The sequence below is a fragment of the Cobetia sp. D5 genome, assembly GCF_035666195.1.
GTDB lineage: Bacteria > Pseudomonadota > Gammaproteobacteria > Pseudomonadales > Halomonadaceae > Cobetia > Cobetia amphilecti.
This window is the reverse complement of the sequence record NZ_CP142020.1, coordinates 1211165-1228494: the sequence shown is the minus strand read 5'-3', so window position 1 is coordinate 1228494 and position 17330 is coordinate 1211165. Positions and strand designations below refer to the sequence as shown.

At 62.7% G+C, this 17330-nt stretch carries 14 protein-coding genes and 1 tRNA gene; 4 read left to right on the top strand and 11 right to left on the bottom strand.

What is annotated here, in order from left to right; translation table 11 throughout:
• The first annotated feature begins 24 nt into the window (after positions 1–24).
• Positions 25–1242 carry a globin domain-containing protein gene (locus U0O11_RS05205; RefSeq protein ID WP_324691987.1) on the top strand — a complete coding sequence of 406 codons (1218 nt, stop codon included), beginning with the start codon at positions 25–27 and terminating at the stop codon, positions 1240–1242.
• A 165-nt stretch (positions 1243–1407) separates the two neighbouring features.
• Here the strand turns inward: U0O11_RS05205 and cysN are convergent, their stop codons facing one another.
• From cysN to U0O11_RS05175, 6 genes are all read right to left on the bottom strand, one after another.
• Positions 1408–2859, bottom strand: coding sequence for a sulfate adenylyltransferase subunit CysN (gene cysN / locus U0O11_RS05200; protein WP_213113883.1), 1452 nt, complete (start codon positions 2857–2859; stop codon positions 1408–1410).
• A 158-nt stretch (positions 2860–3017) separates the two neighbouring features.
• Positions 3018–3929, bottom strand: coding sequence for a sulfate adenylyltransferase subunit CysD (gene cysD / locus U0O11_RS05195; protein ID WP_054557074.1), 912 nt, complete (start codon positions 3927–3929; stop codon positions 3018–3020).
• A 337-nt stretch (positions 3930–4266) separates the two neighbouring features.
• Positions 4267–5013: a metallophosphoesterase gene (locus U0O11_RS05190; RefSeq protein WP_324691984.1), complete on the bottom strand. Its 747-nt coding sequence runs from the start codon at positions 5011–5013 to the stop codon at positions 4267–4269.
• 120 nt (positions 5014–5133) lie between these two features.
• Entirely contained in the window at positions 5134–5580 is a 447-nt protein-coding gene (locus tag U0O11_RS05185) for a DUF1249 domain-containing protein (protein ID WP_043337025.1), read from the bottom strand.
• Between the two features lie 345 nt (positions 5581–5925).
• Positions 5926–6564, bottom strand: a complete 639-nt coding sequence (locus U0O11_RS05180) for an NUDIX domain-containing protein (RefSeq protein ID WP_284727647.1) — start codon at positions 6562–6564, stop codon at positions 5926–5928.
• A 357-nt stretch (positions 6565–6921) separates the two neighbouring features.
• Entirely contained in the window at positions 6922–7611 is a 690-nt protein-coding gene (locus U0O11_RS05175; RefSeq protein WP_324691982.1) for a tetratricopeptide repeat protein, read from the bottom strand.
• Positions 7612–7801: 190 nt separating this feature from the next.
• Between U0O11_RS05175 and U0O11_RS05170 the strand changes: the two genes are divergently transcribed.
• A complete protein-coding gene (locus tag U0O11_RS05170) occupies positions 7802–8341 on the top strand; it encodes a GreA/GreB family elongation factor (RefSeq protein WP_175088083.1) in 540 nt (179 codons plus the stop codon).
• Between the two features lie 45 nt (positions 8342–8386).
• Here the strand turns inward: U0O11_RS05170 and U0O11_RS05165 are convergent, their stop codons facing one another.
• Positions 8387–9442: a methyltransferase gene (locus tag U0O11_RS05165; RefSeq protein ID WP_324691978.1), complete on the bottom strand. Its 1056-nt coding sequence runs from the start codon at positions 9440–9442 to the stop codon at positions 8387–8389.
• 80 nt (positions 9443–9522) lie between these two features.
• Positions 9523–10464, bottom strand: a complete 942-nt coding sequence (locus U0O11_RS05160; protein WP_324691976.1) for a methyltransferase domain-containing protein — start codon at positions 10462–10464, stop codon at positions 9523–9525.
• Positions 10465–10776: 312 nt separating this feature from the next.
• Here U0O11_RS05160 and U0O11_RS05155 point away from each other — a divergent pair, with 312 nt between their 5' ends.
• Positions 10777–11946: a glycosyltransferase gene (locus tag U0O11_RS05155; RefSeq protein WP_324691975.1), complete on the top strand. Its 1170-nt coding sequence runs from the start codon at positions 10777–10779 to the stop codon at positions 11944–11946.
• Between the two features lie 356 nt (positions 11947–12302).
• On the opposite strand, the gene U0O11_RS05150 is transcribed toward U0O11_RS05155, so the two are convergent.
• Together U0O11_RS05150 and U0O11_RS05145 are read right to left on the bottom strand one after the other, a co-directional pair.
• Positions 12303–12379, bottom strand: a tRNA-Arg gene (locus U0O11_RS05150).
• A 189-nt stretch (positions 12380–12568) separates the two neighbouring features.
• Entirely contained in the window at positions 12569–14920 is a 2352-nt protein-coding gene (locus tag U0O11_RS05145; protein ID WP_324691973.1) for a sensor domain-containing protein, read from the bottom strand.
• 388 nt (positions 14921–15308) lie between these two features.
• Here U0O11_RS05145 and U0O11_RS05140 point away from each other — a divergent pair, with 388 nt between their 5' ends.
• The gene (locus U0O11_RS05140) at positions 15309–16262 is read left to right on the top strand and encodes an alpha/beta fold hydrolase (RefSeq protein WP_324691972.1); all 954 of its coding nucleotides are present in this window, start codon (positions 15309–15311) and stop codon (positions 16260–16262) included.
• A 171-nt stretch (positions 16263–16433) separates the two neighbouring features.
• Here the strand turns inward: U0O11_RS05140 and trpA are convergent, their stop codons facing one another.
• Positions 16434–17273: a tryptophan synthase subunit alpha gene (gene trpA / locus U0O11_RS05135; RefSeq protein ID WP_324691970.1), complete on the bottom strand. Its 840-nt coding sequence runs from the start codon at positions 17271–17273 to the stop codon at positions 16434–16436.
• Positions 17274–17330 lie beyond the last annotated feature (57 nt).

Here is a 17330-nt window from a genome sequence, read left to right as displayed (position 1 = left end):
AGGACATCAATCAGAGGTATCGTCATGCTGACCAACGCCCAGGAAGACCTGATCGCCGCCACCGCTCCCGTCGTCGCCGAGCATCTCAATGCCATCACGGCGCGCTTCTATCCGCTGATGTTCGAGCGCTATCCCGAGGTGAAGCCGCTGTTCAACCAGACCCACCAGGCCAGCGGCGGCCAGGCCCGTGCGCTGGCCGGCGCCGTACTCGCCTATGTCGGCGCGCGCCACTCGCGTGAGGCGGTGGACCGCCTGCTGGCGCCCGTGGTCAGCAAGCATGTCTCGCTCAATATCCTGCCGGAACACTACCCCATCGTCGGCGAGTGCCTGATGGCCGCCATCGGTGAGGTGCTGGGGGACGCCGTCACGCCGGAGATCGCCGATGCCTGGGGCGCCCTCTACGGGGAGCTGGCCGCCGTGCTGATCGCTGCCGAGCAGGGCCGCTACGACAGCTTCGCCGCCACCCGCGGCGGCTGGCAGGGACTGCGCCGCTTCCGCATCGTGCGCACGCAGGACGAGAGCCGCGAGATTCGCTCGCTGTACCTGGCACCGGTGGAAGGCCCGATGTTCTCCTTCCTGCCGGGCCAGTACATCGGCATGCGCCTGACGACACCGCAGGGCGTGATCCACCGCCATTACAGCCTGTCCCACGCGCCGGACGAGCGCTTCTGCCGCATCTCGGTCAAGCGTGAGGCCCACGGCCAGTCCAGCCAGTACCTGCATGCGCTGAAGGCAGGTGACGAGATCGAACTGCTGCCGCCGGCCGGCGAGCTGACCTTCGAGCATGCTGCCCCGCAGAGCGCCGATGCCCCGGTGCTGTTGCTGTCGGCCGGTGTCGGCCAGACGCCGATGCTTTCGCTGCTGACGGCGGCACTGGCAGCAGGCCGCCAGGTGATCTACCTGCATGCGGCGCGCAATCCCGAGGTGCACGCCTTCGACGCCACCCTCAAGGCGCTGGTCGCGCAGTATCCAAGGCAGCTGCATTATCAGGTCTGCTACGAACAGGCCGAGACGCTGCCGCCCCATGCGCAATTGGGCATCATCGAGCGCGACTGGCTGGCGCAGCAGATCGCCGCGACCGGTGCCAGCGCCGAGTCGCTGCAGGCCTTCGTGATCGGCCCGCATGGCTTCATGCAGAGCATGATCCAGCACCTCAGCCGTATCGGCGTACCGCTCAGCCAGTGTCACCACGAGCATTTCGGCCCCTCCGCCCCACTCGCCATCGACACTGCTGTCGCCTGATGCGCCAGAGGTGAGCCGCGCCATGCAAAAAGCCCCCATCGCCTTGCGGCCATGGGGGCTTTTGCGTTCTCCGGCTTCATTCCAGCAGGCCGTGTTATTATTGCGTGTCCAGCGTTGTTGTTGGTATTTCGCTGACTTCCATTCTGCTGTCGCTACAGGACGGAATCAGTTGGTGCGGCCGAGCAGCTCGCGCACATCGCGGGCTTCCCAGTGCGGGAAGTGCTTGCGCACCAGCGCGTTGAGGTCGGCTTCAAACGCGGCCCAGTCGGTCTGCTGGGTGGTGGCCTGGGTGCCGGAGCGACCCACGCCGCGGATCATGCCCGCGCCGACGGTCACGTTGCTCAGACGATCGATGACGATGAAGCTGCCGGTGCCCGGGCTTGAGCGATAGTCGTCCACCGGCACCGCCTGGGTCAGCTCGAGCTGGACGCGGCCGATGGCGTTCAGCGCCAGACTGTCGCCCTCGTGATGCTCCAGCGTGTTGACGTCGTAGAGGTAGTCGATGGCGCTGACCTGGCCGGTCAGGTCACGGGTCGCCAGCTTGATATCGTACTGACGGCCCGGCTGCAGCGGCTTCTCGTGCATCCAGACGACATCCGCTTCCAGCGCATTGGAAAGCGGCAGTTCGGCATCCGCCGCCACCAGCCAGTCGCCACGCGAGATGTCGATCTCGTCGTCGAGCGTCAGGGTGATGGCCTGACCCGGGTAGGCGATCTCGAGATCACCATCGAAGGTGACGATGCGCTCGATGGTCGAGGTCTTGCCGGACGGCAGCACCTTGACGCTATCACCCGGGCGCACCACACCGGCCGCCAAAGTGCCGCAGTAACCGCGGAAATCGAGGTTGGGGCGATTGACGTACTGCACCGGGAAGCGCAGATCGCTGAGGTTCTGGTCGTGGGTCAGTTCGACGGTTTCCAGCACCTCCAGCAGTGACGGGCCCGCTTCGCCATCGACGGTGTACCAGTCCAGTGCCGGGCTGCGATTGACGACGTTGTCGCCCTTGAGCGCGGACATCGGCACGAAGCGGATGTCCGGCGCATTCAGCTTGTTGGCGAATTCCTGATACTCGGCGACGATCTCGTTGAAGCGAGTCTCGGAGTAATCGACCAGGTCCATCTTGTTGACCGCGATCACCAGGTGCTGGATGCCCAGCAGGTCGGCGATGAAGCTGTGGCGACGGGTCTGGGTCTGCACGCCGTAGCGCGCGTCGATCAGGATGATCGCCAGGCTCGCGGACGAGGCGCCAGTGGCCATGTTGCGGGTGTACTGCTCGTGCCCCGGCGTGTCGGCGATGATGAACTTGCGCTTGTCGGTCGAGAAGAAGCGATAGGCGACATCGATGGTGATGCCCTGCTCACGCTCGGACTGCAGGCCATCGACCAGCAGGGCCAGATCGACCTCGTCACCGGTGGTGCCGCTGGTCTTGGAGGCCTGGGTGATGGAGGCCAGTTGATCTTCATAGATCAGCTTGGAATCGAACAGCAGACGACCGATCAGGGTCGACTTGCCATCATCGACGCTACCGCAGGTGATGAAGCGCAGCAGGTCCTTGCGCTCGTGTTCTTGCAGGTAGGCTTCGATATCCGCGGAAATCTTGTCTGACGCGTGGGACACACTCTTCTCCTTGCCGCTGTCATGGGCCTGATGAGGTGGCGAGCCAGTGTCGCGAGCCAGTGTCTCGTGAGGCTGCGAGCCGACTCATCAGGCGAATTGTTCGTTCGAGTCATCAAGCGCCGCGTGGCGGCGCCTGCAGGCAATGTGCTGGGGCGACCTTAGAAGTAACCTTCGCGCTTCTTCTTCTCCATCGAGCCTGCCTGGTCGTGATCGATGGCACGCCCGGAGCGCTCGCTGGTACGCGTCAGCAGCATTTCCTGGATGATTTCCGGCAGGGTCGCGGCGGTGGATTCCACAGCGCCGGTCAGCGGGTAGCAACCCAGGGTACGGAAGCGCACGGACTTCATTTCCGGCACTTCGCCTTCCTTGAGCGGCAGACGGTCGTCGTCGACCATGATGTCGAGGCCGTCACGCTTCACCACCGGACGCACGGCGGAGTAGTAAAGCGGCACGATCTTGATGGACTCGAGATAGATGTACTGCCAGATGTCCAGCTCGGTCCAGTTGGAGAGCGGGAAGACGCGGATGGACTCACCCTTGTTGATCTTGGAGTTGTAGATGTTCCACAGCTCCGGACGCTGATTCTTGGGGTCCCAACGGTGGTACTGATCACGGAAGGAGTAGACACGCTCCTTGGCCCGCGAGGCTTCCTCATCACGACGTGCGCCACCGAAGGCGGCATCGAAGCCGTGCTTGTCGAGTGCCTGCTTGAGACCGGCGGTCTTCATGATGTCGGTGTACTTGGCACTGCCGTGATCGAACGGGTTGATGCCCGCCTCGACGCCTTCCTGGTTGATGTGCTCGATCAACTCCATGCCGACTTCCGCGGCCATCTCGTCGCGGAACTTGATCATTTCCTGGAATTTCCAGGTGGTGTTGACGTGCATCAGCGGGAACGGCGGCACGCCCGGCGCAAAGGCCTTGCGCGCCAGGTGCAGCATGACGGCGGAATCCTTGCCGATGGAGTACAGCATGACCGGATTGGCAAATTCCGCTGCCACTTCACGGATGATGTGAATGGATTCGGCCTCAAGCTGCTTGAGGTGGGTCTGACGTTCGGGGGTAAGCATCGCGTGCGGCAACCTCGTGAGCGTTGGGACACGCCCCGAGAGGCGGCCCGTGAAGTCAGTGGCGCGCTCTGTCAGCGACAGATGGATGCCCCGAGGGAGCACGCCGAATGGTTACACGGTACTCGCCCCGCCTTGATAACGTCAAAGAATCAGAAACTATCTTTTAAGACCAAAAAGGCATACCTGATACCTGTGGGTCTTGCGCCACATTCAGGAAGACCAAGGACATTCACGCTGACACCCAGAACTTTCATGCTGACGCCCAGAACATTCATGCTGACGCCGAGGCAGCGCCAGCGCATGGGGCGAGCTTGCCCGCCCTTCCTTGCGAGACTGGCTAGAGCGTGACCCGCTCCACCCAGGTCTCGAGATGCTCGCCATCGAGATCCACCACGCGCAGGCCGGGGCGCGCCGCCTCATCCACGGCGAAATCATGGCTCAGCGGAGCGAACTGATCGGAGGTGGAGGGAACGCCATAGACGGCCACACTGCCCTGCCCACACGGCATGAGTTGCGTGAAGGCCTGATGGATATGCCCGCACAGCACGGCCCGCACCTGCGGGTACGGACGCAACGTTTCCCACAGCGCATCGCGGTCGGCAAGGCCCAGCGCATCCATCCAGTCCGAGCCGATCGGCAGCGGATGATGATGCATGGCCAGCAGGATCGGGCGCGGGTCCAGCTCGACGGACAGCGCCAGTGACTGCGCAAGCTCGCTCAACTGCTCCTCGCCAAGCTCCCCCCCGGCCTGCCCGGTGACGCGCGAATCCAGACACAGCAGTCGCCAGTCGTCCAGATCCAGCTCGTGATGGAAGGGACGCAGCTCCTGCATGAATTCAGGATGATCGTGGTTGCCCGCGAACCAGAACCAGGGGCAGCCCAGGCCATCGAACAGCTCTGCCGCCATGCGATAGGAGGCAGGGCTCTCATCCTGGCTGACATCACCGGTCACCAGCAGGATATCAGGCCGCAGGCGCGAGGCATGCGCCATCACCGCCTCCAGCTGACGCCAGGGGAAGCCCAGCCGTGAACGCGCATCAGGGTCGGCGCGCAGATGGCAATCACTTATCTGAATCAGTCGCATCGGTCTCTCGAGCAGCAGGGAAATGAACAGAACCGCGACGGCCGGGCCATCGCGGTTCTGTCAATCAAGACGGGAAATCCATCGGGTGTCAGCGCCTGTGCGCCATGCCAGCCTTGAGCGTCACGGCAACTCCGGCACATCCGCCTGCCCGAAGGCGCGGGCATGGGTCAGCCATTCGCCGAGAAAGCGATTGAGCTGAAGCTTCTCGTCCGGCTGGTGCATGCGCGGATTCGGGTAACGATTGCGCCCTGAGAAGTGACGCTGGCGCTGAAAGTCGGTGACCTCCGCCATGCGCACGTCGTGGTACAGATGCACGCTCATGCGCGGCGAATCGATGATGTGGTCCAGCACGCCGGTCTGGGCGACCGTGACCATGGTGGTATAGGGCGCGCATTCGACCACCTCGAGCAGCAGCGTGCCGAAGTGGCCCTGATTGCCCGCCAGCGGGAAGGCGAAGCTGTCACCGGCCTCGGCCTTGCCGAGGATGCGCGTGAGGCGCAGATAATTGGACCCGCACTCGGCATGGAGTGCTTTTAGGTCAGCCACATAGGCTTTCTTGACCTGCATGGGCGATCTCCTTGCGAATCTCAGAACATTGGCATGTTGTCTGTCAAAGCACGCCCGCTATCGTGCGTGGCAAGATGCGGGCGACGTGCGATAAATCAAGCGCTGCGCCAGCGCTCAGGCTGTCGGCGATAAGCTCTCGGCTATCAACTCTCGGCTATCGACTATCGAGTCCAGCTCTCGGGACTGAAGCTGAGACGAAAACCGAGGCCGATACGGACACTGGCGCAGACAGTGATCATTGCTGGCTGCCGGTTTTCAGCAAGCCTCTAGAATAGCAGCTCTGACGCGCAGGTTGAGGAAGCCTGCGTGAGACACGGGGGATTGCCAAGCTTCGCCTTCACTGCCTCAGGCATGCATGACGCGCAACGAGGCACGCTCACGCAGCAGCCATTGCATGGCCATGATGGCCATCGCGTTGCCCAACCGCCCTTGTTCCAGCAGCGTGAGGGCCGCCTGGAAATCGAGCACATGCACACGGATGTCTTCATTCTCCTCGGCCAGACCATGCACGCCGCCCAGCCCACTGCTGTCACACAGACCGATGAACAGCGTGACCTCCTCGGTGCAGGCGCCGGGGCTCGGGTAGTAGCGGTACAGTTCGATCAGGTCGGTCAGCTCACACCCCGCCTCCTCGATCGCCTCACGGCGCGCGACCTCATGGGCCTGTTCATCCTTGTCCACCAGCCCCGCAATCGGCTCCAGGCTCCAGGGCGTGCGTGCGTCTTCCAGCATGCCGGCACGAATCTGCTCGACGAAGACCACGCGGTCGTTGACCGGGTCGTAGGGCAATACGCCTACCGCATCGTGACGGACATGCACCTCGCGATGGATCACATCGCTCCAGCCACCGTTGAAACGCTGGTGGCGGAATTCGCGCTGCTCGAGGCGAAAGAAGCCGTCCTGCAACACCTTGGCCTCGACCAGTTCGACATCATCATGTGCGAAGGCCTGTTGCCCTGCGACGTGCTCTTGTTGCTCGCTCATGCATCCTCCTTGGCTGAGCAGGCATTATCCTGTCCTGCCGCGAGACTGGCCAGCCCGTCACCTGCAAACTTGCATGCCGCGCCTTACCGAGTCAGTCATCAGCGCCATTCAAGGCGCCGCCTGGAGGCACCTGGGCGACTTCTCATCCACAGAGCGATAAACGACACGGCCCGAGCGGGATCTCCGCTCGGGCCATGGGGCTCAAGGACTCAGTCATTCAGGGATTCGGGAATTCATTCGAGGCTGTTAGAACAGCGCCTGACGCCAGCGCTGCCGTTCACTTGCAGGGCTCACTGATGATCGCTCCAGCCAGTCTCCGCTTCTGACAGCCATGCAAGCGATACGGATGCCAGAGACTCACTGCAGGCGCTTGATCAGCGCGGCGATCTCTTTCTGCAATTCCTGATCGGCCAGCTCACGGTTGGGACGCGGCGGCCCGTCCTGAGCGAGACGCGCATGCTTGAGCGCTTCCTCATCACGGCCTTCGGAGGCCAGATAATCGGCGTAATAATAATTGGTATCCATGCCCGTCGGGTTGACCTCAAGCCCCTTGCGCAGCACTTCTCCCGCCTTCTCATCATCCCCGAAGCCCACCGGCCAGCCGGGCGCCTTGTCATAGAGCGCGCCAAGCGTCACATAGGCGGAGGCATTGTCGCCCTTGGGGTCGAGCGTGATCGCCTTCTCGAGCGTGGCCTTGGCTTCCTTGGCCAGATCCAGCGCTCCGAGGCCACCGCGCGCCTTGGCCCATGAGGCCAGGATGATGCCTTCCCAGGTCAGCACATGGGCGTTGTCCGGATACTGATCCGCCAGCGCGCGTACCTCCTTGCCCAGGGCCTCCATGCCCTTTTCCTGAGCATCACCGGAGACCTGATAATTGATCTGCGCCCAGCGCTTGGAGAGCGGGAAGACGTCATCATCGCCCGGGGCAGCATGGACTCCGGTCATGCCGGCCAGCGTGATGCCCAGCGCCATGCCTCCGGAGAGCAATACGCGACAGCAACGGGATATGACACGGCAAGACGGGTGTGAGGATGGCAGCATGGGCATGGACAGCTCCCTGATTTTCGTTATTGTTGGCAGATTCGGCATGGGTGACGCACAAGTGTTCCGGCGAGCACACACTGACTGTAACGAACGTTTGAATCGGCCGCCAATCACCCTTGGTCGCAGGTCTCAACGCTAGCGAACATCGCACACGACGCCTTGAGCCTTACCCACAGAACCAGCGGAGCAGACCATGCAAGGTCGCAACATGACACGCTGGCGCGACCCCAAGACGGACCCGCGCCAGGAAAAGAAGAGCAACGTGATTACCCCGCAGGGCCACGCGAAGATGAAGGGCTTGGCCGACCACCTGAGGCGCGTGAGGCGCCCGGAGCTTTCGCGCAAGACGGGCGAGGCCGCCGCCATGGGGGATCGCAGCGAGAATGCGGATTACACCTACAATAAGAAGGCGCTCAATCAGACCATCGCCAGGATCGCCTATCTGGAGAAACGCCTGGATGAGCTGACAGTCGTCGATCGCTTGCCCGCGGATCTGGAGCGCGTCTATTTCGCGGCCTTCGTGACGCTGGAGGACGAGCAGGGAGAGGAGATGGAGATTCGCATCGTCGGCCCTGATGAGACCGACAATCCGCGCCGCTGGATCAGCGTCGATGCGCCCCTTGCTCAGGCATTGCTGGGCAAGGGGCTGGATGACGAGGTGAGCGTGGCCGCGCCGGGTGGCGAGACGACCTACATCATCACGGCCATCCGCTATCAGTCGCCGGAGGCATAAGCGGCGAGCTGGGCATCAGGCCGCAGAGGCTCAGGTCGCAGGGAATCAGCGCGCCTTGCGTGCACGATAGACCTTGAACTGGCGCGTTTCCGCGAGCACTTCAAACTCGCCGAAGGCCGCCTGCAGCAGACCGGGATACGGCAGGAAGGCATTGGCGACCAGCGTCAGGGTGCCGCCGGGCATCAGGTGATCCGGTGCCTGGCTGATCAGGCGCGCCGCCGGTCCGTAATCGATATCGCGCTCATGATGGAACGGCGGATTGGCCACGATGGCCTCGAACCGCTCCCCCTCGAACGCCGCGAAGACATCACTCAGGCGTACGTCCGCCTCAAGCCCGTTGAGCGCCAGACTGCGACGGGTCGCCTCCACCGCGAAGGCACTGACGTCGCCTGCCATCACGCGCGCACCGTGACGCGCCAGCCAGCAGCTGATGATGCCATCACCCGCCCCGATATCCAGCGCACGCTTGTAGCCACGGGTCGGCAGGTTCTCCAGCAGCAGCGCGGTACCCGGGTCCAGCTTGGCATTGCCATACAGTCCCGGATGGCTGGTCAGTCGCATCTCCAGCGCCTCGAATTCGCCCCAGCCTTCTGTCCATTGTCCAGCCACTGCCAGTGGCGATTCACTGCTGGCGGCCTGTTCGGCCGTCAACTCACGCGTGGCGGATGACCACAGCTGGCAACGGCGCGCGGTATCGTCCTTGCGCGCCGTCATCCCCAGCGCCTTGAGGATGCGCTCAGCGCGCTTGATGCCACCGTTGACCTCGCCCACCACCTTGATCGGCGTACCGGCCGGCAACACCTGACACAGCGCCACCAGCCACCATTCGCCCAGCGCGTGCGCCTTGGGCCAGAACACGATGGCACCCGCGGCTTGCGCGATGGTGTCGTCAGCTCGCGCATCGGCGAAGGACACCGCATGGCTGACCCGGTGCCCGGCCTCCCGCGCGGCATTCACGATACCGGTGTCATGCCCCCAGACACGCCGCTGACGGTCCGATGACAGCCACCAGTCATCACGCGGCGCAGCGACCCACAGCCAATCACGGAAATCACTGTCCTGACGCTCGAGCAGCTGACAGGCGGGGGTTTGAGCAGACATGAAGACTCCAACAGGGTAGGAAGATACGGACAACGGCGAGAGCGCCGGATATCGAAACAATGCGGTTGTGCGGGGCCGCCTCAGGCCGGGCGCACCAGCTCATAGTGCAGATAGCGGCCCAGATAGACGAAGGGGGGCGTGCGCCAGTGCTGACACTCGAGCGCCAGCATTTTCTGCATATCAGCCTCGCTCAGCGGGTCGCGTGAGCGCAGATAGTCGTGGAAGACGCGCAGCCCGGTCAGCTCACGCACCTCAAGCCCCGCCTCCGCGGCCCACTGACGTATCTCGCCATCGCGTAGCGGCGAGATGGGCGTCAAGCGCTTGCCGGTACCCCAGCCTGCCAGGCGCCCTTCCAGTACCTTGTCGAAATTGCCCTTGCTGACATTGGAAAACGCCAGCGCATCGCGATTGAAGACACTCAGCGACATGACGCCACCGGGCGCCAGCAACTTCGCGAGCAATGCAAAACCCTCCCGGGGATCGACCAGCCACTCCAGCACAGCGTGGCACACCACCACCGGCCACCGCTGATCAGTCTCGGCGGCGAAGCCCTGCAGATCACGCCCCTCCCAGACCAGCCGCCCAGCGAACGGCTCATCATTCGACAGCGCGTCGGTTTGACCAGGCACCTGCGGATCTGACGCCGCCTGAGCCGTCTGGGATGGGTCAGCCATCGTACCAGCGGACAACCCCTGGCCTTGCGGCGCGGCAGTGCTCAGGAAGCGTTTCGCGCGCTCACGCATCTCGCCAGAGGGTTCGACCAGCGTGAGATGGTGTCCGCGCGTGAGCCACCAATGAGCGGTCTGCCCGAGACCCGCTCCGATTTCCAGTACCGGGGAAGGCGGCAAATGCGAGAAACGCTCATCCATCAGGCGCTGGGTCAGCGCAAGGCGAACACGACCGCGCTCCGTGGTGTAGAAACCACGTTCGAACTTGTCGGCCAGACCGTCGAAATGACGATCAGCGGTGGCACGGCGAACGCGGGAAGCGCCAGCGCGGGACGAGGTTTTCGGCTCAGGCATGAAGAATATCTTGGCGAAGGAGAAAGAACTGACGAAGCAATGGTGCAGATAATGCCTCACTCACTCGCCAAAGGCACTTCTCGGTGCGGATGAACCGCGCACTGATGCCGCTGATGGCCCGCCGCCACGCATTTCCTCCGCCAAATGGATCGGCGTAGAATGGCGCCTGCATCGAGGGGCCAAGGAACGGCACATGGCGAGGAAAGAGGTCATGGGGAAGAGAAAGACCGACACTTGATCGACTTGAGCAGCCAAGGCTTCAACGTGACTGACTTGTGCACATCGACTCCACTTCCGACATAGACCTCAGCCATGAAACAACGCGTCCTGCTAATCGTCCGCAAGCTCAACATCGGCGGTATCCAACGCAATACCGTCAATCTCGCCAATGTCTTGCACCGCGAAGGCCATGAGGTCCATGTACTGGTACTGAAGGGCGAACTGGAGCTCGTCCCGGATGCCGGCGTGCACCTTCATCAGGTCGACTTCGACAAGGCATTTCGCAAGACGGGCATCGGCCTGTTCTACGACCTGTTCACTCGCCTGCTGCTGGCTCCGTGGATCAAGGGCTCAGGATACGTCTGGCGAGGCTATTACGGCGGTCACTACCTGCGCCGTTTCATCGCGCGCCTGGAGAAGGAACACGGCCCGATCGATCGGGTCATCACGCGCGGCCAGGGCGCCTTCGAGACCTTCTGGTCGTGGCGGGACCCTCGCCTGTGGCAGGTGGCGGTGTCATGGCCCGGCGACCTGAAACAGGGCTGGCGGCAACGCTTCCTGTTGAGCCGCCTGTATAGCGGCAAACAGGTCGTGTGCAACACCGACAATGTGCGCCAGCAACTGGAAAGCCTGCTGGACCATCACGGGATCAAGGCAGCGAGACTCGCGACCATCGGCAATGTCTGTGATCTGGATGCCATCGCCGCCATGGCAGAGGAAGAGGTGGAACTGCCCTCCCGCCCCTACGTGGTACAGGTGTGTCGCCTCTCGGACGTCAAACGTCAGGATGTGCTGATCAAGGCATACCTCGCCTCAGGCATCGAGGAAGACCTCGTCATCGTCGGTGATGGCCCCAAGCGGGAAGCCACCGAAGCGCTGATCCGCGAGCTGGGCGTCGGCGACAGGGTCCACCTGATCGGTAGCCGCCTGAACCCCTACCCGTGGATGAAGCACGCCCGCCTGTTCGTGCTCAGTTCACGCAGTGAGGCCTTCGGCATCGTGCTGGTGGAGAGCATGTGCTGTGGCACGCCGTGCGTGGCACCGGATGTCCCCGGCGGCATTCGCAATGTCTTGATCCATGATCAAGCGCGCCTGATCTCCGAAGACTCCATCGAGGCGCTGGCAGCCAAGATTCGTGAAGGTCTCGCCAACCCGCCGGCACTCGACTCGGATCCGGAGCTGATCGAACGCTTCCGCGATACCCGCATCATGCAGGAGTTTCTGTCCCTGCCTACTGATGCCGTGACATCAGAATCTCGCTGACACCCTAAGCCCTGCATTTATCGAGAGACTTTCCTGCAGGGCTTGTTCTTGCGCCTTCCCGCGACGCTGAACTGGCAGGACGATTGGCTGGCAAGACGATTAGCTGACAATACGATTGAGTGAAAAGACAATTGACAGACACGGCGATACGATGTCCAGACCAAGAGTCAGGGCATTATTGATCGAGTATCGGATAGGGTAATCAAGTGCGGAAACCAAGCTCGGAAGTCGGGTCTGAAGCTAGGACAGTCGCTGCTCACCGCGAGGGCTGAGCACACAACGAACGGTACTGAGAAGAAGATAAGGCGATGACGCAGAAGGCAGGACAGACGACGTCGTCCAGAGGGTGGGGTTGCTGGCGCCCCCTGCAGGAGTCGAACCTGCGACCTGCCCCTTAGGAGGGGGCCGCTCTATCCAGCTGAGCTAAGGGGGCGTAGCGAGCGGAAGTATAAGCCATTGAAGTGGCGAGATAAACCCGACAATTGCTGCGCCGTCAGCATCACGCCCCTGTCATCAGCCACATGCTTGAGGCATTGGATCAATATCCTGAGAGCATGCTCCACGCCTGATTTCGGTGTCATGCTCCCTGGCTGGCTGAGACAGCCTCATGAACATGCCTTCCCTATCCTTTCGACAATCGGGCCTCCGCGTCGCCAATCACCTCTGCCATCGGGCGCGGGCGCCCCAGCAGGTAACCCTGAACTCGCGAGCAACCCATGCGCCGCAAGACTTCGAGTTGCTCCGTCTCTTCCACGCCTTCCGCCACGACATCGAGTGACAGGGCGCTCGCCATCATCAGCATGGCACGCACGATCTCGTTGCCCGTGGTATGCGTGTCTGGCGATTCCTCATGAGACAGGTCATTGATGAAGCTGCGATCTATCTTCAACTCCTTGAGCGGCATACGACGCAAACGCGATAGATTCGAGTAGCCGATGCCGAAATCATCAATCGAGAAACTCAGGCCCAAGGCCGCCAGCTGGTCAATCTTCTCGAGCATTGCCGCTTCATCATCCGTCGCCAGGCTCTCGGTGATTTCCATACGCAAGAGCTCAGGCGCGAAGTCATGTTGCGCCAATAGCCTGGTGACCTGCGGCACGAACTCGCTGCTACGAAACTGCACCTGACTGACATTGACCGCCATCGGTAGCGCATAGCCTCGGGCGGTCATGGCGGCAAGCTCGCGACAGACCTGCTCCAGCACCCAATGCCCCAGCTCGAGAATCAGTCCGGACTCCTCCGCGATGGGGATGAAGGTCGCTGGCGAGACCATCCCCAGCTGCGGGTCATGCCAACGCAGCAATGCCTCGGCGCCACACAATTGCGGCTCACCACTTTCGGGCAGGGAAAATTGCGGCTGGAGGTGGACACTCAGCTGCTGGCGAGACACGGCCTCACGCAGCGCGTGTTCCATCCGGGCGGCATCGATGATGCGCTGGCGCATCTCGGGCGCGAAGAAACACAGCCGTGCACGCCCGGCCCCCTTGCTCTCATAGAGCGCGATATCCGCTTGATGCAGGAGGTGACTCCAGGCATCGCCCTCCTCTCTGTCGATCTCGTCATGCTCGGCCTTGCCAGCTGGCAACACTTGCTGAGAGCAGGCGCCATAGCCTTCCTCGTGACGCGGATAGAGCGTGATGCCCAACGAGCCGGTCAACTGATGCGTTCGCCCTTCAAGCTCCAGCGGCTCCTGCAGTCGCTCCAGCATCTGCTCCGCCACCTGGCGCGCTCGGCTAGCCGCTTCGCGCGGCCCACCGGCTCTCGGTGCCAGCAGCACGATGAACTCGTCTCCCCCGTGGCGCGCGAGGAAGTCCTGCGGGCCCAGCATCTCTGCCAGACGCGAGGCGACCTGCTTGAGCGCCAGGTCACCGGCATCGTGTCCGAGGATATCGTTGAGACGCTTGAAGTGATCGAGATCCAGGAACATCAGCGCGCCCATCTCGCTGGGCTGGGCCTGCTCCGCCAGCTCACAGAGATGACGACGCACGAGGCGCCGGTTGGGCAAGCCGGTCAACGAGTCGTGCAAGGCCTGATGCGTCAGTTGCTGGTCACGTCGATAGCGTTCGATCGCCAGTCTGGCCACCTTGACCGCCACTTCGAGCAAGCCATGGTGAGTCGCATCGAAGACCTCGCCTGTCTCGGCATAGAAGGCAAAGCTGCCCAGGGGGTTATCGTCGCCATCGAGAATCGGCATCGAGAGGCAGGCATCCAGCCCCAACGCATGCGGATGCTCACGGAAGCCCTCCCAGGCAGGTTCCTGCGCGATGGAAGGCGTCATGACCGGCTTGCGCCGCCACATCGCCGTCCCACAGGTGCCCACGCCTTCCCCGATCTTCAAGCCGCGGGTGAACAGCATGAAGCTTGCCGGCAGACTGGGCCCCTGACCTGCCACGATGGTGCGGCCCACATCATCCAGCAGCAACAACGAGGAGCGCACCTGAACCGCGGCGCCTTCGATGGTCAGGCACAGATCACGCAATGTCTTGTCCAGAGACTGGCCTGCCGCCACAGCTTCCAGCAGCTCAAGCTGGGAGTGGCTCAACATCAAGGCCCGGTGCATCTGGGTAATGTCCGTCTGCAGCCCCAGATACCCTTCCACCCGCCCCCTGGAATCCTTGAGCGGAATGCAGCGCAGCCGCAATCGCAGTGGTTGGCCATTGCTGTCGTAATGCACCAGCTCCTCATCGCTGGGTTCGCCGCGGCGGCGCTGTTCACGCAATCGGGTGATGACCAGCAGATCGGATGCCGGCCCCATCAGGAATTCACTGGGTACCTTGCCGATCACCTGCTGCTCTCGATAGCCGAGAAGCTGCTCAAAGGCGGGGTTGACCCAGCGAATGCGCCCTTCGAGGTCGTAGCAACAGACGCCGTTGCTGGTGTGATCCAGCAGCTGATTCAACAAGCCTTCGGCTTCCTGGCCATTGGCGGGCCGGGAAGTGCTCGGCATGGTGCCAAACGATGTGGTGTCACTCACTGGCGTATCCTCAGCAGACTCCTCTGCGATCCTGGCTGGATGACATGCCGAGCCTCAGGACTCGGCGAATTACCAGCACCAGCGTGCCGGATCCTCGGCACCAGTATGCGGCCTATATCTCAGTGATATTAACCCACTGCGATGCGTTGAATATGAGTCCAGCGTCATTCGATCGGCACTGGCGTCGATCATCATTCGACTCTCGAGCTCCGCACAGGCCTTTGAATCGAGCGCGTTCACTCCCACAACACTGACAGCGCTCACATTTCAGATGCCCTGACAGCATGATCCACACGGCAGCGTCGGGCGTAGTACACACATCACGCCATTCGCCACGGAGAGCCACTCCTTGAACGCTCTGCTGCCCCTTGTGTCAGTCACACTCTGCATGCTGCTATCGGGATGCGGGCCGCACTACCTTGCGGACAATGACATCCACCAGGCCCCTTACCTTGATGAATCCTCCGCCTCACGCCATCTCGTGACCCGCGACGCCACGTCGCTGGCATGGGAGTCCTGGCAACCTGCGCAGGCAACCCCTCAACGCGCCATGCTGCTTGGCCTGCACAGCTACGGCGACTTTCGCCTGGCATATGCCGATCTGGGCCCATGGCTGGCCGGACAAGGCATCGTGACCTACGCCTATGACCAACGCGGTTTCGGGGAGTCCAGCCAGCAAGGGCGATGGCCTGAGTCCCCGTTGCTGGTCGAGGATCTGGTGGACGCCATCACGGTACTGCGCCAGCACCACCCGAACCTCCCCTTGATCGTGGCGGGCGAAAGCATGGGCGGCTCGGTGATACTCAATGCCCTCGCCCAGCACCCAGAGCTGTCGATCGATGGCAGCCTGCTCGCCGCCCCGGGCGTCCGCGGCGGCATCCGCTGGCGCTATCTGTACAACGCAGGACTCTCGACGGCGGCGCACCTGATCCCCGCGACCAGCGTGGAGGTGCCACGCAGGTACCCCGACGGAGAACTTCAGCCCGCGGCCGCCAGGCGATTGGCCGAGGATTCCCGCGTCGTGCATTCCGTGCGCCTTGATGCCTATTACGGCCTGATTCGCTTCACGGATCATGCCAGCGATGACATCGCAGCACTTTCTGCTGATACACGACTGCCGCCCACTCTGCTGTTGCACGGTGATCGCGATAACACCGTGCCCCGGGTGGCCATCGAGCAACTGGTCAGCGACTGGCCGAGCGCCTCACGCGATACGCTCGAGATTCATTACCTGCCCGAGGCACCCCACCTGCTGCTGCAATGGCACGACAGTGAGCAGGTACGCGGGCGGATAGCACACTGGTTGGCCGAGATCCTGCCAGCGCGTGCTTCGCAAGATTGAGCTTGAGAGTAAGCGCGAGAACGAGGCGATGGACGTGACACGCCGCGTCGTGCCGATAGCGCGTGCCCTACAAACAGCAACGCCCCGAACAGGGTTCGAGGCGTTGCAGCCTATCTATCTAACTATCTAACTATCGCCCCTGCGAGGGGCATGCTGACCGCTAACCAGCGATCACTGACGCGCGGTCTTCAGGGCATCAGCCAGTTCACGGGTCAGGGCGTGCACGGCTTGAGTACCCTGCTCCGGCGTCTCGGCATTGGCCTGCAGGTCGATCAAGGCAGAACCGACCACCACACCGTCGGAGAAACGCCCGATCCGTGCCGCCTGTTCAGCGGTACGGATACCGAAGCCGACCGCGACCGGAATATCGGTATGCTCACGAATGCGACCGACCTCGGCCTCGACCTTCTCGGCAGTCGGTGCCGCGCCGCCGGTCACGCCATTGCTGGAGACGTAGTAGAGGAAGCCCGAGGTGTTGGCCAGCACACCCGGCAGACGCTCGCTGTCAGTGGTCGGCGTAGCGAGGCGAATGAAGCTGATGCCCGCTTCGCTGGCCGGGATGCACAGCTCGTCATCGTGCTCCGGCGGCAGATCGACGACGATCAGGCCGTCGACGCCGGCCTCGCTTGCCTGCTCGAGAAAACGGCTCACGCCACGACGATAGATCGGGTTGTAGTAGCCCATCAGCACGATGGGAGTGTCCTGATCGCGCTTGCGGAACTCGCTGACCATCGCCAGGGTGCGATCCATGGTCTGGCCGGCCTTCAGGGCACGCTGGGTAGCATGCTGAATGGCCAGACCATCGGCCATCGGGTCCGTGAACGGCATGCCCAGCTCGATGACATCGGCGCCGGCGTCCGCCATGCCGAGGAAGGTCGCGAGGCTGGCATCGTAGCCGGGGTCGCCCGCAGTGATGTAGGTCACCAGCGCGGCGCGATTCTCGGCGCGCACGGCAGCGAAGCGACGGTCAAGACGGCTGCTGGCAGTAGTGTCGATAGCGGAAGTGCTCATCAATAGACTCCGAATTTGCTGGCCTGCAGGCATCGATGACACCTGCAGGCGAAGAAG

What these genes read in the sequence shown, in the direction of transcription:
- U0O11_RS05190 (WP_324691984.1), bottom strand. Translation starts at nt 5,013, where the DNA reads ATGCGACTGATTCAGATAAGTGATTGCCATCTGCGCGCCGACCCTGAT.
- U0O11_RS05185 (WP_043337025.1), bottom strand. Translation starts at nt 5,580, where the DNA reads ATGCAGGTCAAGAAAGCCTATGTGGCTGACCTAAAAGCACTCCATGCC.
- trpA (WP_324691970.1), bottom strand. Translation starts at nt 17,273, where the DNA reads ATGAGCACTTCCGCTATCGACACTACTGCCAGCAGCCGTCTTGACCGT.
- cysD (WP_054557074.1), bottom strand. Translation starts at nt 3,929, where the DNA reads ATGCTTACCCCCGAACGTCAGACCCACCTCAAGCAGCTTGAGGCCGAA.
- U0O11_RS05160 (WP_324691976.1), bottom strand. Translation starts at nt 10,464, where the DNA reads ATGCCTGAGCCGAAAACCTCGTCCCGCGCTGGCGCTTCCCGCGTTCGC.
- U0O11_RS05170 (WP_175088083.1), top strand. Translation starts at nt 7,802, where the DNA reads ATGCAAGGTCGCAACATGACACGCTGGCGCGACCCCAAGACGGACCCG.
- U0O11_RS05180 (WP_284727647.1), bottom strand. Translation starts at nt 6,564, where the DNA reads ATGAGCGAGCAACAAGAGCACGTCGCAGGGCAACAGGCCTTCGCACAT.
- U0O11_RS05155 (WP_324691975.1), top strand. Translation starts at nt 10,777, where the DNA reads ATGAAACAACGCGTCCTGCTAATCGTCCGCAAGCTCAACATCGGCGGT.
- U0O11_RS05140 (WP_324691972.1), top strand. Translation starts at nt 15,309, where the DNA reads ATGCTGCTATCGGGATGCGGGCCGCACTACCTTGCGGACAATGACATC.
- U0O11_RS05165 (WP_324691978.1), bottom strand. Translation starts at nt 9,442, where the DNA reads ATGTCTGCTCAAACCCCCGCCTGTCAGCTGCTCGAGCGTCAGGACAGT.
- U0O11_RS05205 (WP_324691987.1), top strand. Translation starts at nt 25, where the DNA reads ATGCTGACCAACGCCCAGGAAGACCTGATCGCCGCCACCGCTCCCGTC.
- U0O11_RS05175 (WP_324691982.1), bottom strand. Translation starts at nt 7,611, where the DNA reads ATGCCCATGCTGCCATCCTCACACCCGTCTTGCCGTGTCATATCCCGT.